At 70.5% G+C, this 14,380-nt stretch carries 10 protein-coding genes; 4 read left to right on the forward strand and 6 right to left on the reverse strand.

The features are described 5' to 3' along the window. The 3 genes from U9J41_RS12915 to pdxR all read right to left on the reverse strand — a co-directional run. A partial coding sequence (locus tag U9J41_RS12915; RefSeq protein ID WP_322402592.1) for a DUF4347 domain-containing protein occupies window positions 1-2,340 on the reverse strand: 2,340 nt, incomplete at its 3' end. Between the two features lie 270 nt (window positions 2,341-2,610). Further along, window positions 2,611-3,741 (reverse strand): acyltransferase family protein, encoded by a 1,131-nt coding sequence (locus tag U9J41_RS12920; protein ID WP_322402593.1) that lies wholly within the window; start codon window positions 3,739-3,741, stop codon window positions 2,611-2,613. Window positions 3,742-3,783: 42 nt separating this feature from the next. Beyond that, on the reverse strand, window positions 3,784-5,205 hold the full coding sequence (gene pdxR / locus U9J41_RS12925; RefSeq protein WP_322402594.1) for a MocR-like pyridoxine biosynthesis transcription factor PdxR: 1,422 nt from the start codon (window positions 5,203-5,205) through the stop codon (window positions 3,784-3,786). Window positions 5,206-5,306: 101 nt separating this feature from the next. Between pdxR and U9J41_RS12930 the strand changes: the two genes are divergently transcribed. The 3 genes from U9J41_RS12930 to U9J41_RS12940 are packed head-to-tail and all read left to right on the forward strand — an operon-like array spanning window position 5,307 to window position 8,958. After that, window positions 5,307-6,338, forward strand: a complete 1,032-nt coding sequence (locus U9J41_RS12930; RefSeq protein WP_322402595.1) for a TlpA family protein disulfide reductase — start codon at window positions 5,307-5,309, stop codon at window positions 6,336-6,338. Next, on the forward strand, window positions 6,335-8,035 hold the full coding sequence (gene dsbD, locus U9J41_RS12935; protein WP_322402596.1) for a protein-disulfide reductase DsbD: 1,701 nt from the start codon (window positions 6,335-6,337) through the stop codon (window positions 8,033-8,035). Before U9J41_RS12930 ends, dsbD begins: the two co-directional genes overlap by 4 nt. Next, window positions 8,032-8,958 (forward strand): DMT family transporter, encoded by a 927-nt coding sequence (locus U9J41_RS12940; protein WP_322402597.1) that lies wholly within the window; start codon window positions 8,032-8,034, stop codon window positions 8,956-8,958. The genes dsbD and U9J41_RS12940 overlap by 4 nt, the downstream gene beginning before the upstream one ends. Here U9J41_RS12940 and U9J41_RS12945 read toward each other — a convergent pair. After that, window positions 8,891-9,508 (reverse strand): glutathione S-transferase family protein, encoded by a 618-nt coding sequence (locus U9J41_RS12945; protein WP_322402598.1) that lies wholly within the window; start codon window positions 9,506-9,508, stop codon window positions 8,891-8,893. The genes U9J41_RS12940 and U9J41_RS12945 overlap by 68 nt on opposite strands. Window positions 9,509-9,591: 83 nt before the next feature. Between U9J41_RS12945 and U9J41_RS12950 the strand changes: the two genes are divergently transcribed. Continuing rightward, window positions 9,592-10,416 (forward strand): helix-turn-helix domain-containing protein, encoded by an 825-nt coding sequence (locus U9J41_RS12950; RefSeq protein WP_322402599.1) that lies wholly within the window; start codon window positions 9,592-9,594, stop codon window positions 10,414-10,416. Between the two features lie 80 nt (window positions 10,417-10,496). Here the strand turns inward: U9J41_RS12950 and U9J41_RS12955 are convergent, their stop codons facing one another. Both U9J41_RS12955 and U9J41_RS12960 read right to left on the reverse strand, forming a co-directional pair. After that, complete coding sequence (locus tag U9J41_RS12955) at window positions 10,497-12,848, reverse strand: NHL domain-containing protein (RefSeq protein ID WP_322402600.1); 2,352 nt, start codon at window positions 12,846-12,848, stop codon at window positions 10,497-10,499. Between the two features lie 158 nt (window positions 12,849-13,006). Further along, entirely contained in the window at window positions 13,007-14,353 is a 1,347-nt protein-coding gene (locus tag U9J41_RS12960) for a hemolysin family protein (RefSeq protein WP_322402601.1), read from the reverse strand. Window positions 14,354-14,380 lie beyond the last annotated feature (27 nt).

Genomic DNA, 14,380 nt, shown 5'->3' on the forward strand with positions numbered 1-14,380 from the left:
GGCGTCCGTATCGCCGGCCTGCACGGTATAGCGGTAGGTGATCGTGTTGCCGCTGCTCGACAGGAAACTGGCATTGTGCGCCGTCGCGCCGACAGTCACGCCGAGCGTGCTGTCGCTGCCGGCGACGACAATGTTCTCATCGAACGTGACGGTGAAATCGAGATTCTGGCCGGCCACGTAGGTGCCGTTGGCAGGCACGCTCACGTTGCCGCTGATCGCCGGCGCGATGGTGTCGACCAGGATGCCGGTGGTGGCGGGCACGTGGCGGGAAAGCGTCAGGCTGGCGTTGTTGCCGGCCGCGTCGCGGATGGTCGATGTGCCCGAAGAAATGGCGCCGACCGCGATGCCGTCTGCATCGGCATCGCCTGCTTGCACCGTGTAGGTGTAGGTGATCGAATTGGCCGTGCTGGACGCGAAGGTGGCGCTGCGTCCCGTGCCGCCGATGGTCAACCCGAGCGTGCTGTCGGTGCCGGTGACCACGACGTTCTCGTCGAAGGTGACGGTGAAGCTCAGCGCCTGGCCGGCGACGTAGGTACCGTTCGCCGGGACGGCGATATTGCCGCTTACCGACGGCGGCGTGGTATCGGCCGTATTATTGGTCACGCTGGTGGCGGTGAGCGATGCGGCATCGTTGCCTGCCGCGTCCTGGATCGCATTCGTGTCGTTGGCGCCGGTGGGGTCGCCATAGGCCACGGTCACCGCCTGGCTGTACAGGACAGCCGCGGACAGCGTGAGGGTGACGGTCTTGCCGGCGGCGTCCACGGACACCGCGCTGACCGGCACCGGCGTTCCGGCCGCCATCACCGTGAAGGCGCCGGGCAGCGGGCCGTGCGCGGCGTCGAGGGTGTTGGCTTCGGTGTAGCTCAGCACCAGGGTCGTTCCGTCCAGCGACGCCGAGGCGAACACCGGCGGCGTGGTGTCGGGCGTGAGATTGGTCACGCTGGTCGCGATGAGCGATGCCGCATCGTTGCCGAGCGCATCCTGGATCGCGGACGCATCATTGCCCGCGCTCGGATCCGTGTAGGCCACCGTCACCGCCTGGTTGTTGGCCACCGGGCCATGCAGCGTCAGCGTGACCGTCCTGGCGCTGGCGTTCACGACGGCGGTGTCGACGGTGACGGCATTGCCGCCTGCCGTGACCGCAAAATTGCCGGTGCCCGGCACGTTGGTGGCGTCGAGCGCGCTCGCGTCGGTGTAGGTCATCACCAGCGTGCTGCCGTTGACCGTCGCCGACGAGAAGACCGGGCCCGTCGTGTCCGCAGATACCGGAGTGGCGACGATATCGTCGATGTCCAAGTTTGCATCACTGGCGAAGGAGAAGTCGATTTCGTCGATGTTGGCATAGGCGGAATCGAAGGACAACGAGCCGGCGCGGCCGCCGCCATCGTCATGCACCATGGTGTACGTAATATCGCCGTACGTATTCGATGTGGACAGGTCGACCAATTGCGGCCCGGCGACTTGTACGCCATTCGAATAGGCCGTTATCGTCACGACCGACGACGCGGCGCCGCCGACTTGCCCGATGGCGAAGGACGATAACTGGAAGTTGCTGCCATCGGCCGAACCCATCGTGTACTGGGTCACCCCCAGGGAAAAGTTGTAGTTCAGGATGACCGCACGATCCCCGGTGGGACCATCTTCGTTGAGATAAACGGCAAACTCGCCAGGATCGGAGTTCGCGACGGCCATGTCGGTCGCAACGGCGGTGGTGAATTTCCAATTGCCGGCGAGCATTTCGTTCGGGTTCGTGTTGGTAATCAGGCCCAGGGCATCGAAATTTTCGCTGCCGATGGCGAGCACGCCGGCGAACGCCTGCTGCCCGGCCGCGCCCAGCGCCACGGCGGCTTCGATCGGTCCGGTCTGCGTGTCCAGTACCCAGTCTCCATGCTGCAGCACACTGCCCGTCAAATTGGCCGAAGCGGCCAGGTCGGCGCCGGTGGCATGGGCCAGCGCATTGACGAAGGCCTGGCCGGCGTCACCGGCAGCGACATCGCAGCCATAGACCATCAGGTCGCCGCCGGGCGCCATCGCCGCGCGCACGACGGCCAGATCGGCGGCGTAATCGCCCATATTGTCCAGCGATAGACGGGTGCTGCCCAATTGCAGGGCGCCCGATTCGCCGTGGGAAAAGATATGCACGGCCGCGATGTCATGGCGTCCTTCCAGGGCGGCGGCGATTTGCGCCAAACCGTCGTGGGCGCCGTCGATCAGACAGATGTCGACGCCCGGCCGGATGCCGTCCACGATGGTCTGATAGCCGGAAACGGAGGTATCGATAAATGCGATGTCTCGTTGCGCGATTTGCGTTTGAGGAAACGAGGTGGTATCAGCCGCCATGTGGAAGACCTCCAGATGTCGAATGGTGAGTATGAATGGCTTGTCTTCAGGCGACGTAGCCCATGAAGACATGCATCACTTTTGTTCGGAAATCGCCTGACAGTAATTGAACATCGTGTTCAAATAATAAAGGTAAATTGCCGACTTTTGTGATTTAACAGATGAAAGAACAAAGATATTTTGTATCGAAGTGTCGCCGTTTCATTCGCTGCCGTTCGCACCGCCCATGCCGGAGAGCGGCGCGCAGTAGCCGCCGGGCGGGCATACCGCTTATTCCGCGGACTGGGGAACCAGCCGGGCCGGCCGCGCGCCGGCCGTCCAGCGCGCCCGCAGGCGCATGAACGGCGTCTCCACGCAGCGGTACAGCACCCAGCCGCCGGCGACGCCCGCGGCCATCACGGCGACGACGGTCGCCGGCGCGCCGGCATCGACGTGCAGCCGCTCCAACTGCGGCCGCAGGGCCATGAACACGGGCTTGTGCACGAGGTAGACGGCGTACGACCACAGCGCCAGCGCCGACGCGCCCGGAATGCGCACGCGGTTCAACACGCAGTGCGGCGCGAGGGCCGCGCAGGTCAGCAGGCCGAAGCCGATCGCGAGCAGCGAGTAGCCGAAGGCGGACGTGACGAGCGTCGCCGGCCAGTCGAGGTGGATGCAGGCCAGCACGCCGGCGCTCATGGCGAGACCGGCGGCGCACAGTGCGTTCGCGTGGCGCAGCAGCCGTGCGAACGCGTGGGGGTGGAAGTTGCGCAGCAGCGCGATGGCGACGCCGGGCAGCAGTTCGTCGGCACGGCAGAAGCTCGAATAATAGACCTCGGCCGTGAACGCATCGTGCCCGTGCAGGGCGTACGCGGCGGCGCGCGTGGCCACGCCCGCCGCGATGGCGCCGATCAGCAAGCCCCACGCAAGGCGCACGGGGAAGCGGATGCGGGCGAGCGCCAGCACGGCGAGGGGCAGCAGCAGGTAGAACTGCTCCTCGATGCACAGCGACCAGGAATGCGTGAACGTCTGGCCGTAGGCGAGTCCGAAGTTCTGCGTGAACGTGAGGAAGCGCCACGGCGGCGCCATGCCGGAACCGCCGAGAGGGGGACCCGGGAACATCCAGTACAGGGCCAGCACGACGTAGTAATTGGGCAGCGTGCGCAGCAGGCGGCGCACGAAGAACGTCTTCAGCGACAAGGCTGCGCCGCGCGCGGCGGGTGCCAGCAGCTGGTTGCCGATCAAATAGCCGCTCAACACGAAGAACAGGTCGACGCCGGCCCAGCCGACCTTGCCGATCACGCCGAACGTGGCGCTCTGGCTCACGAAGCCCGAGTAGTGGGTCATGAGGACGAGCAGGATGGCGGCGGCGCGCAGCAGGTCGAGGCCGCGCAGGCGCGCGCCGGAAGTCGGTTCGGTCATGAGTGGTCGGGCAGGTCGAAGGGCGGTGGACGGCCCGCCATTCTAGCGGCCGGCGGCGGCCGGTGGAACAGGCATCGCGTCGCGCAGCAAGCCGGCGAGCAGGGTGCACGCGGCCTGTGCCTGCGCTGGCGGCACGTTGGTCACACCCAGCAGCAGGCCGCCGGGCCCGGCATCCCGCTGCGCGCGCCACCACGACAGCGGCGACGGCGCCAGGCCGGCCGTGCGCGCCCGCGCGGCCAGCGCGGCATCGTCCACGCCGTCCGGCAGCGGCAGAAGCACGGACAGGCCGGCCTCCGCATGGGGCAGGCCCAGGCCGCGCAGGCAGGCGCACAGCGCGGCGCGGCGTTCGCCGTACACGCGTTTCATGTGGCGCAGGTGGCGCAGGTAGTGGCCGTCGCGCAGGAATTCCTCGATGGCGAACTGGATCGCGGGCGCCGGCGCCGCCGCGCAGGCATCGGCCACGTCGGCGACAAGTGGCGCCAGCGCGGGCGGGACGACGAGGAAGGCCACGCGCAAGGCCGGGCTGATGGTCTTGCTGAAGGTCCCGACGTGCAGCACCCGGCCCGAGTGGTCGCGCGCCGCCAGTGCCGGCGTCGCGCGTCCCTGCAACTGCAGTTCGCCGAGGTAGTCGTCCTCGACGATCCAGGCGTCGTGCGCCGCGGCCCAGTCGAGCAGCGCGTGCCGACGCGCCAGCGACATGGTCATGCCGAGCGGCGCCTGCTGTCCCGGCGTGACGACGGCCAGCGCCGCGCCGCGCGTCCGCGCCATGCCGGCCGCCACGTCGAGGCCTTCGGCATCGACCGGCACCGGCGCCGGCGTCACGCCGTATTGCATCAGCACGTCGCGCGCCGAGGTGTAGCCCGGGTCCTCGACCCAGGCGCTGCGTCCCTCCAGCCGCAGGGCGCGCAGCGCAAGGCCGAGGGCCGCGGCGTAGCCGTTCGCGACGAACACCTGGGACGGGTGGCAGGCGATCCCGCGCGCGATGCCGAGGTAGGCGGCGATGGCGGCGCGCAGCACGGGTTCGCCGCGCGGATCCGGATACCCCAGCGGCAGCGCGGCCGCCGTGCGCGCCGCCCGCCCCATGATGCGCGACCACGTTTTAAAGGGGAACACGTCCTGGCCGGGCACGCCGACCTGGAACGGCACCGGCGCCACGCGCCGCGCCGGCGCCGCGGCCGGGCGCTCGCCGGCGGGCGCGGTGCGCGCGGGCACGGGTTGGCGAGCCACGCGCGTGCCGGCCGCGCCGGCCGTGACGACGAGCTGCTGGTCGCGCAGGCTGTCGTAGGCGGCGCGCACCGTGCCGCGTGCCACGCCCAGCTGCGCGGCCAGGTCGTGCCAGGACGGCAGGCGCGCGCCCGGCGCGAGGCGGCCGTCGTGGATGGCGGCGCCGATCGCGGCGGCGATCTGGCTCGTGACCGGCGTGCGCGCGCTGCGGTCGATGCGGATGGCGAGGTCGTGGTCCATCCGTAAATGGTACAGCGATTCATGCAGTTCTTGCGTCTTTTGCCTGATCCAAGCGGTGGCTACGATGAAAGCCTCATCCACCGTCACCCATGAAGGACCGTATGATCCTCCCACGCCTCATCGCCATCGTCGCCACGCTGCTGGCCTGTGCGGCCAACGCGGCCGCGGACGACGGCGCCGCGCGCGCCGCGCGCGCGGGACAACCCCTGATCGGCCAACCCGCGCCCGCCGCCGTCCTGCGCACGCTCGGCGGCGGCACCATCGACCTCGCGGCCCGCTACGGCCGCAAGCCCGTCTACCTGAAGTTCTGGGCCACGTGGTGCGTGCCGTGCCGCGAACAGATGCCGGGCTTCGAACGCATCTACCGCCAGTACGGCAAGCGCATCGACGTCATCGCCGTCAATGTCGGCTTCAGCGACACCGAGGCCGACGTGCGCGCCTACCGCGCCCACCACGGCCTCACGATGCCGATCGCGCTCGACGACGGCAGCCTCGGACGCCGGCTGAACCTGCGCGTGACGCCGCAGCACGTGCTGATCGGCGCGGACGGCCGAATCGCCTGGGTCGGCCACCTCGACGACGCGGCCCTGCACGCCGCGCTGGACAAGGCCGCCGCCGCGCGGCCGGCCGGGGCGCAGCCGGTCGCGCTGGCGCCGCAGGCGGCCGCGCCGCGCGTGTTCCGGGTCGGCGACAAGGTCGACGGCATTGCGCTGGCGACGCTCGGCGGCTTGCCGGCCGGCGTCGGCACGGCCGGCAAGCCGCGGGCGCTCGTGTTCTTTTCGCCGTGGTGCGAAACCTACCTGAGCGCGAGCCGCCCGGCCACCGCGCAGGCCTGCCGCCGCGTGCGCGAGGACGCCACGCGCCTCGCGCAGAAGGGCGACGTGGACTGGCTGGCCGTCGCCGCGCCGCTGTGGACGTCGCCCGCCGAACTGGCCGACTACGGCCGCGCGCATCCCGGCACGCCGCCGCTCGCGCTCGACCGCGACGGCGCGGCGTTCGCCGCCTTCGGCATCCGCGCCATTCCCAGCATCGTGCTGCTCGACGCGCAGGGCCGCGTGGCGCGCGTGCTGGGACCCGACGAACGGGGCATCGAGCAAGCGTTGCGCGCCATCGCCAAACGGGGCGCGCCATGATGCGCCTCTGGTCCTGGCTCGCGCGCCTTGCGCTGCTGGCCGCGCTGGCGGTGCCCGCGTTCGCCGCGCCTGGATTCCTCGATCCCGAGGACGCCTTCCGCATCACGGCCGCGCTGGCCGACGACCACACCGTCGCGGTGACCGCCCGCATCGCACCGGGCCATGCGCTGTACCGCGAACGCTTCGCCTTCGACGCCACCGGCGCGACGCTCGGTGCGCCGCAGTTCCCGCCGGGACTGCGCAAGTACGATCCGATCCAGCACCGCGACGTCGAGGTGTACCACGACCGCGTGACGATCCGCGTGCCGGTACGGGCGGCCGGTCCGTTCACGCTCGCGGTCCGTTCGCAGGGCTGTGCGGACGCCGGCCTGTGCTACCTGCCGCAGGATGCGACGTTCACGCTGCGCGCCGCCTCTGCCCCGGCCTCCGTCACCGCCGCGCCGCCGCAGCGGCAGACGGCGCCGGACCGCATCGGCCGCGCGCTGGACGGCGCGCGCCTCATCGTGATCGTCCCGCTGTTCCTCGCGCTCGGCCTGGGCCTGGCGTTCACGCCGTGCATGCTGCCGATGGTGCCGATCCTGTCGGCGCTCGTCGTCGGCGATGGCGGCCGCAGTGGCGGACCGCGCCGGCGCGGCCTGGCGCTGTCGGCGGCGTACGCGCTCGGCATGGCGGTGACGTACACGGCGCTGGGCGTGGCGGCCGGCCTGGCCGGCGAATCCATCGCCGGCGCGCTGCAGACCCCGTGGGTGCTGGGCGCGTTCGGCGCGGTGCTGGCGCTGCTCGCGTCGTCGATGTTCGGGCTGTACGACCTGCAACTGCCGCCGGCGCTGCAGGCGTGGCTGGCCGGCGCCGCCAATCGTCATCCGGGCGGCAGGCTCGCGGGCACGTTCGCGGCCGGCGCGGTGTCCGCGCTGATCCTCGGCCCTTGCGTCGCGCCGCCGCTGGCCGGGGTGCTGGTGTGGATCGGCCGCACGCGCGACGCGCTGCTGGGCGGCGTGGCGCTGTTCGCGCTGGCGGCGGGCATGAGCGTGCCGCTGCTCGTGTTCGGGACGTCGGCGGGACGCCTGCTGCCGCGGGCCGGCGCATGGATGGGCGCAGTCAAAATCCTGTTCGGCGTCGTGCTGCTGGCGACGGGCTGGTGGATCGTGGCGCCGCTGCTGCCGGCGCGCGTCGCGGCGGTCGGCTGGGCCGTGCTGGGCATCGCGTATGCGCTTTATTTGCTGCGCGGCGGCCGCTGGGCGCGCCATGCGGCGCTGGCCCTCGCGCTGGCGGCGGCGTGGCCGTTGACGTCGGCGTTCCGGACGCCCGGCGCGGACGGCCCGCGCTTCGCGCCCGTTGCCACGACGGCCGCGCTGGACGCCGCGCTGGCGGACGGCCAGCCGGTGCTGCTCGACTTTTATGCCGACTGGTGCGTCGCCTGCCGCGAGATGGAAGCGCGGACGTTCAACGTGCCCGCCGTGCGGGCGCGGCTCGCCGGCGTGCGCCTGCTGCGTGCCGACGTCACGACCGCCGGTCCGGCCGCGCGCGCGCTGCTGAAGCGCTACGGCCTGTTCGGGCCGCCCGCGGTGCTGCTGTTCGACGGCCGCGGACGCGAGATCGCCGATGCGCGCGTCATCGGCTTCCAGGACGCGCCGGCCTTCCTGCGCACGCTCGACCGGCTCGCCGCTACCGCACCACCAACGGGGACGACACCATGAAGAAATCCGACCTGGCCTGCCTGACGGCGCTGGCCGCGCTGTGGGGTGCATCGTATCTGTTCATGCGCATGTGCGCCGGCGAATTCGGCGCGTTGACGCTGGCCGGCGCGCGCGCCGCGATCGCTGCCGTGTTATTGCTGCCGCTGCTCGCCGGAGACGCGGGCGCGCTGCGCCGGCACTGGAAACCGGTGCTGCTCGTGGGCGTGACGAATTCCGCGCTGCCGTTCGTGCTGTTTGCGCTGGCGGCGCTGGGCATCAATGCCAGCCTGTCCGCGATCTTCAACGCGGCCACGCCGCTGTACGCCGCCGTCATCGGGCGCGTGTGGCTGGGCGAAGCCATCGGCCGCGTGCGCGCCGCCGGGCTCGCGCTCGGGTTTTGCGGCGTGCTGTGGCTGGTGGCGGAAGGCGCCAGCTTCAAGCCGGGGGCCAGCGCCGTCACGACGGGATGGGCCGTGCTGGCCTGCGTGGCGGCCACGATGCTGTATGCGTTTTCCGCCCATTTCAGCAAGCGCTACCTGGCCGCCGTGCCGCCGCTGGCCGCCGCCGCCGGCAGCCAGCTGGCCGCGGCGCTCGTGCTGGCGCCGGCCGCGCTGGCCCTGCATCCGCACGCGTCGCCGTCGGCCCGGTCCTGGGTCGCGCTGCTGTGCCTGGGCGTGGGCTGCACGGCGCTCGCATACGTGCTGTTCTTCCGCCTGATCGCCCGCGTGGGCGCGGCGAAGACAATGGCCGTGCCGTTCCTCGTGCCCGCGTTCGGCGTGCTGTGGGGCGTGCTGTTCCTCGGCGAGACATTTACGAAGGCGATGGCCGCCGGCGGCGCCCTGATCGTGCTGGGGACGGCGCTGGCGACCGGCGTGATCAACCCTGCGCGGCGGCGAGCAGCGCATCCGCTTCCGCGGCCCGGCGCGCGGCCGGACGCGAACTGACGCGGTCGATGTAGGCCATGACCTCGGGCAGTTCCGGCACGAGCTTGAACATCGTGGCCCACCCGAGGGCCGTGCCCCACAGGACGTCGGCCGCGGAAAAGCGCTCGCCCAGCAGCCAGGGGCCGGCGCGCAGCTGGGCCGTCAGCGTGGACAGCATCGTGTCGTAGTCGCCGTAGGGACACATCGTCGGCGGCGTCGGCTCGCGTTTCATGGCCAGGTCGGTGATCGCCGGCTCGAACGACGAACCGTAGAACGCGAGCCAGCGCAGGTACGGCCCGCGCAGCGGATCGGCCAGCGCCGGCGCGAGACCGGCTTGCGGGAACAGGTCGGCCAGGTAGATGAAGATGGCCGGCTGTTCGGTGACGAGGGCGTCGCCGTGCCGGATGGCGGGCACCTTGCCCATCGGGTTGACGGCCAGGTAGCCGGGTGCGCGCTGCTCGTTCTTCTTGAGGCTCAGCACGTGCAGGTCGTACGTGGCGCCGAGTTCTTCGAGCAGGATGCGAGCGGCGCCGGAGCGGGAGTTCGGCGCGTGGAACAGGGTCAGGTTCATGGGATCCTCGTGATGGCGGTGAACCGACAGCATAGGCGGGCTTGCTGCCGCCGTCTTGGAAAAACGCGCGCTAGAATGGCGCAATGAACACACCACCCACCGTCACGGACCGCGCCAAGGGCGTGGTCGCACCTGCGCTCGCCGGCAAGATGTTCCGCCTCGGGCGCTACCTGCCGCCACCCGACCTGGCGCCTTTTCTCGACCATTACTGGGTCGTCGAATGGGACTTGCAGGGATGCCCGCCGCACACGCAACGCACCCTGCCTTATCCGTGCGTGCACGTCGTGTTCGACCGTGCCCGCACGGGCATCTGGGGGCTGACGACGGGCTCCTTCGATTACGAGTTGAAGGACGCGGGCAAGGTGTGCGGCCTGCGCTTCCGGCCCGGCGCCTTCCGCGCCTTCCTCGGCCGGCCGCTGCACACGATCACGGACCAGGTGCTGCCGCTGTCCGCCGTGTTCCCGTGGGACGAGGCGGCGGCGCAGGACGCCGTGCTGGACACGCTGGACGACACCGCGATGATCGAGGCGGCGGGCGCGCTGCTGCGCACGGACCTGCCCGCGCCCGACCCGCAGGTCGACCGGATCGCCGGCATCCTGCGCGCCGTGGAATCTACGCCCGGGCTGACGCAGGTGGAAGAACTGGCGGCGTCGGCGCACATGAGCGTGCGCAGCCTGCAGCAGCTGTTCAGCGAGTACGTGGGCGTGAGCCCGAAGTGGGTGATCCGGCGCTTCCGCCTGCACGAGGCGGCGGACCGCCTGGCGACCGGTGCCGACGTCGACCTGGCCGCGCTCGCGCACGGTCTCGGTTATTTCGACCAGGCCCACTTCACGTCGGATTTCCGCCGGCTCGTGGGCAAGTCGCCGGGGCGGTATCGCGACGAAGCCAGGCAGGCGGGCGCGATGTGACGGCACGCCGGCCGTGGCGGCGACGTGCGCGGCCGGGCCGCCCGGCTTGAATCGCCGCGCGGGCCGGTCCGCGCCGATGCCTACGGCACGATACGCAGCACGGTGTTCTCGCTCATGACGTAGACGTAACCGTCGGCGCCGAGCGTCATCGCATCGACCGGGCCAAGGCTGCCCGGCGCGCCCGGGCGCACGCCGTACTGGCTCGGCGTACCGGCGACGATCGTGTCGATGCCGGCCGGCGTGATCTTGTGCACGGCATACCAGTTCGGCGTTTCGTGCCAGGCCACGTAGAGGTTGCCGGTCCGGTCCAGCGCGCTCGCGACGACGCGTGCGCCGGCCGTGGCGGACAGCTGGCGCACCACGGTCGACGTGCCGTCGGCCTGCACCTTCGTCACCTCGCCGAGGTACGACACGTACCAGTTGCTGCCGTCGGCGGCGGCGAGGCCCGGCAATCGCTGCCCGGCCGGCAGCGTCGTGACGGCGCCGGCCGGGGTGATCTTGCGGACGTAGCCGGTGTCGCCCGACCCGACGCCGCCCGGCACGGCATCCAGCAGATACAGGTTGCCGGGCGCATCGCCGACGAGGGCCGAGATCGAATAGAAGCTTGCCTGCGCCCCGGTACCATCGCCGATCGGGGCCTGGGCGCCCCCGCCGGCCAGGAACGCCAGGCTGCCGTCCGCGTTGACGCGGCTGACGATGCGCTGCGACACGACCGCCGGGCTGCCGCCGAACGCCAGGCCGCCGAGGTACAGCCGCGCGTCGGCGAGGCCCGTCGTTTGCGGCGCCAGGGTGGTGACGTTGCCGGCCGTCGTGATCCGGCGGATGCGGTCGTTCTCGCGCACGTAGAAATTGCCCTGCGCGTCGGCCGCCAGATCGTAGGCCGCCACCGCCGCAAACGGGTGCGTGCCCGCGTGCGGATCGTAGGTGCTGACGACGAACTGCGCGCCGGCGCCGGTGCCGTCCACGTTCGCGACGGAGGGTGCGCGGCCGGCGACCGTGCTCACGGTGCCGTCGGGCGCGATGCGGCGGATCGTCACGTTGTCGGTGTCCGCGACGTAGAGATTGCCGGCCGCGTCGACCGTCAGGTTGCTCATCCTGCCGTTCGGGCTCGCCAGCGGATCCGCGCTCGTGTCCTTGCAGAAGGTGGCCGCCGTGCCGGCGCCGTCGTTGCTGCCGCGGTGGTCCGGCTGGCCGGCGAGGGTGGTCACCTGCCCGTCGGGCGCGACCTTGAGGATCCGGCATCCGGCCTGCGTGTAGGTGACGTAGAGGTTGCCGGCCTGGTCGACCGCGATGCCGTCGTTGCCCGCATAGGACGCGGCGATGGTGGCGTCGCCCTTGAGCGTACGGCTCGTCACCGCGCCGGCGGGCGTGACCACGCGCACGCGCGAGTTGTCGAGCACCTGCAGGTTGCCGTTGCCGTCGATCGCCAGGGCGGCGATGCCGCTGAAGCTGGCGTTGCCGCCGACGCCGTCCCTGGGATTGCCCGCTGCATCGGTGCCGGCGCCGCCCGCGACGGTCGTGACGATGCCTTGCGGCGAGATCTTGCGCAGGAAGCTCGATTCGCCCACGTAGACATTGCCGCCGGCATCGGCGACGAGCGCCCTGATTTGCGTGAAACGCGCCGCGCCGCCCGTGGCGTCGACTTCCCCGATCTCCGTGGCGGAACCGACGAACAGGCTGCGCTGGCCGCCGGGTGCCGTCCTGTAGACCGCCGACCCATCCGACTCGTACAGGTAGCCGCTCTTGTCGAAGGCGACGGCAACGGTGCTCGTCAGCGGCGCCGCCTTGACGGTGCCGATGTCGCCGGTGGCGACGTTCACTGTCCGCAACGCGAGGTTGCCCGAGACCGCGGGCCGATAGCCGTCCCACGCCAGCGTGCCCGTGTTGTCGGCAACGTACAGCGTCCCGGACGGACTCATGGCGATCCGCAGCGGATACGCCAGGCGCCCGCCGATGCCGTCCACATTGCCCGGGCCGCCGAGCGTGCCGGCCAGCACGGACAGTCCCTGCGCCGGCGGCGCCGCCGCGGTCACGCTCAGGGTCGCCTGGCTGCTCGTCACGCTGCCGCCGGCGTTCTTGACGACGACGGTGAACGCGGCGCCGTTATCGCTCGCCTGGGCGGCGGCCAGCGTGTAGGTGTCCGACGTCGCCCCGGCGATATCCTTGCCGTCGCGCTGCCACTGGTAAGACAGCGTGTCGCCGCTGGCCTTCACGGTGAAGGTGGCGGACTGGCCGGCGGTTACGGCCTGCGCAACCGGCTGCGACGTGATCGCGGGCGCCTGTGTGACGGGCGCGGTCGGGGGCGAGCCGCCTCCGGCCGGTGTGCCGCCGCCGCCACCGCCGCAGGCCGACAGCAGCAGCGCGGTGACCACGGCCACGGTGTCGCGGGCGCGGGGATAGGGGCGGGTGTTCTTTCCAGGGATCTTGTCCAAAACCTCTCCTTTATGCGGAGTCTGCCAATGGGTGGGTGAGCGATTGGCAAGCAGAATAGCAAAAAGAAGGGTGTGGAAAATTCACAATTTTCCACGCGACCCGCCGAACCTGGCGGCTGCGGGAGATTGTCGGCGCGGCGCTCGCGGCCCGCGCGCCGTCAGTCGAGATCGTCCTCGTCCGCGCCGCGCTCCAGTTGCGGAATGACTTTCACGAGCAGGATGCGCGGCCCGTTGGTCTTCTTGACGACGACGTCGAACTTCGGGAATTCGATGCGCTGGCCCTGCTTGGGGATGTCCCCCAGCTTGGCCATCAGGAGGCCGCCGACGGATTCGACTTCGTCCAGGCCCATCGCCTCGTTGTCGATGTCGATGCCGAGCACGCGTTCGAGCGACACGATGGGCAGGCTCGCCTTGCCGATGTAGGTGCCGTCGCCCTGCGGCAGCCAGTCGTTCTCGTTGAGGCGGAATTCGTCGCGGATCTCGCCGACGATGGCGCCCAGCAGGTTGTCCAGCGTGATGAAGCCGACGGGACGCTTGCCCTTTTCGCCGATCAGCGCGAAGTGCGGGGCGCCGCCGCGGAACCGGCGGAATAGTTCGATCGCCGGCGTGCGCGCCGAGATCAGGTCGACGGGGCGCAGGTATTCCGTCAGGTCGTCGACGTGCTTGCCGGACTGCTCGGCGAAAAACAGATCCTTCAGGTGGATCACGCCCAGCACTTCTTCGCCGTCCTCGTCGAAATACGGGTAGCGCGAGAAGCGGTTGCGGCGCACCGTGTCGAGGTTCTGCTCCAGCGTGCGGCTCGCGTACAGCGCGCTCACCTCGTTAATCGGCCGCATCAGGTCGGCCACCGTGTGCTGCGAAAATTCCAGCGACTGCGCGAGGATGTGGCGCTCGTCGTGCGTGAAGCGCTCGCCCGGCGTGCCCGTGTTGGTGCGCAGGATCAGCTTCAGTTCATCGTTCGAATAATGCGTCTCGTGGCTGCCCACGCCGGACAGGCCGGCGACGCGCAGCACCAGGTTGGCGCTTTCGTTGAGCAGCCAGATGGCCGGGTACATGGCCCAGTAAAAGCCGTACAGCGGCACGGCGCTCCACAGGCCCACCGCTTCCGGCACGCGGATCGCCAGCGATTTCGGCGCCAGTTCGCCCACGACGATGTGCAGGAACGAGATCACGCTGAACGCGACGGCGAACGAGACGCCGTGGATGATCTTGGGACTCGTCACGCCGATCAGCGCGAACACGGGTTCGAGCAGGTTCGCGAAAGCGGGTTCGCCGACCCAGCCCAGGCCCAGCGACGCGAGCGTGATGCCCAGCTGGCAGGCGGAGAGATAGGCGTCCAGCTGGCCGTGCACTTTGAACAGGATGCGTCCGCGCAGGCCGCCCGTCTTGGCGATTGCGCGTACGCGGGTCTTGCGCAGGGTGACGATGCCGAATTCGGCCGCCACGAAGAAGCCGTTCAGCGCCACCAGCAGCAGCGCGAGAACGACGAGTAATACATTTTGCATAAACGGTATGTTCGATCCAAAGGCAAA

It is taken from the genome of Massilia luteola (genome assembly GCF_034420155.1).
Taxonomy (GTDB): Bacteria; Pseudomonadota; Gammaproteobacteria; order Burkholderiales; family Burkholderiaceae_D; genus Telluria; species Telluria luteola.

Excerpts from the sequence above, each read along its gene's own strand:
- U9J41_RS12920 (WP_322402593.1), bottom strand. The coding sequence starts at position 3,741 with ATGACCGAACCGACTTCCGGCGCGCGCCTGCGCGGCCTCGACCTGCTG.
- pdxR (WP_322402594.1), bottom strand. The coding sequence starts at position 5,205 with ATGGACCACGACCTCGCCATCCGCATCGACCGCAGCGCGCGCACGCCG.
- U9J41_RS12930 (WP_322402595.1), top strand. The coding sequence starts at position 5,307 with ATGATCCTCCCACGCCTCATCGCCATCGTCGCCACGCTGCTGGCCTGT.
- dsbD (WP_322402596.1), top strand. The coding sequence starts at position 6,335 with ATGATGCGCCTCTGGTCCTGGCTCGCGCGCCTTGCGCTGCTGGCCGCG.
- U9J41_RS12940 (WP_322402597.1), top strand. The coding sequence starts at position 8,032 with ATGAAGAAATCCGACCTGGCCTGCCTGACGGCGCTGGCCGCGCTGTGG.
- U9J41_RS12945 (WP_322402598.1), bottom strand. The coding sequence starts at position 9,508 with ATGAACCTGACCCTGTTCCACGCGCCGAACTCCCGCTCCGGCGCCGCT.
- U9J41_RS12950 (WP_322402599.1), top strand. The coding sequence starts at position 9,592 with ATGAACACACCACCCACCGTCACGGACCGCGCCAAGGGCGTGGTCGCA.
- U9J41_RS12960 (WP_322402601.1), bottom strand. The coding sequence starts at position 14,353 with ATGCAAAATGTATTACTCGTCGTTCTCGCGCTGCTGCTGGTGGCGCTG.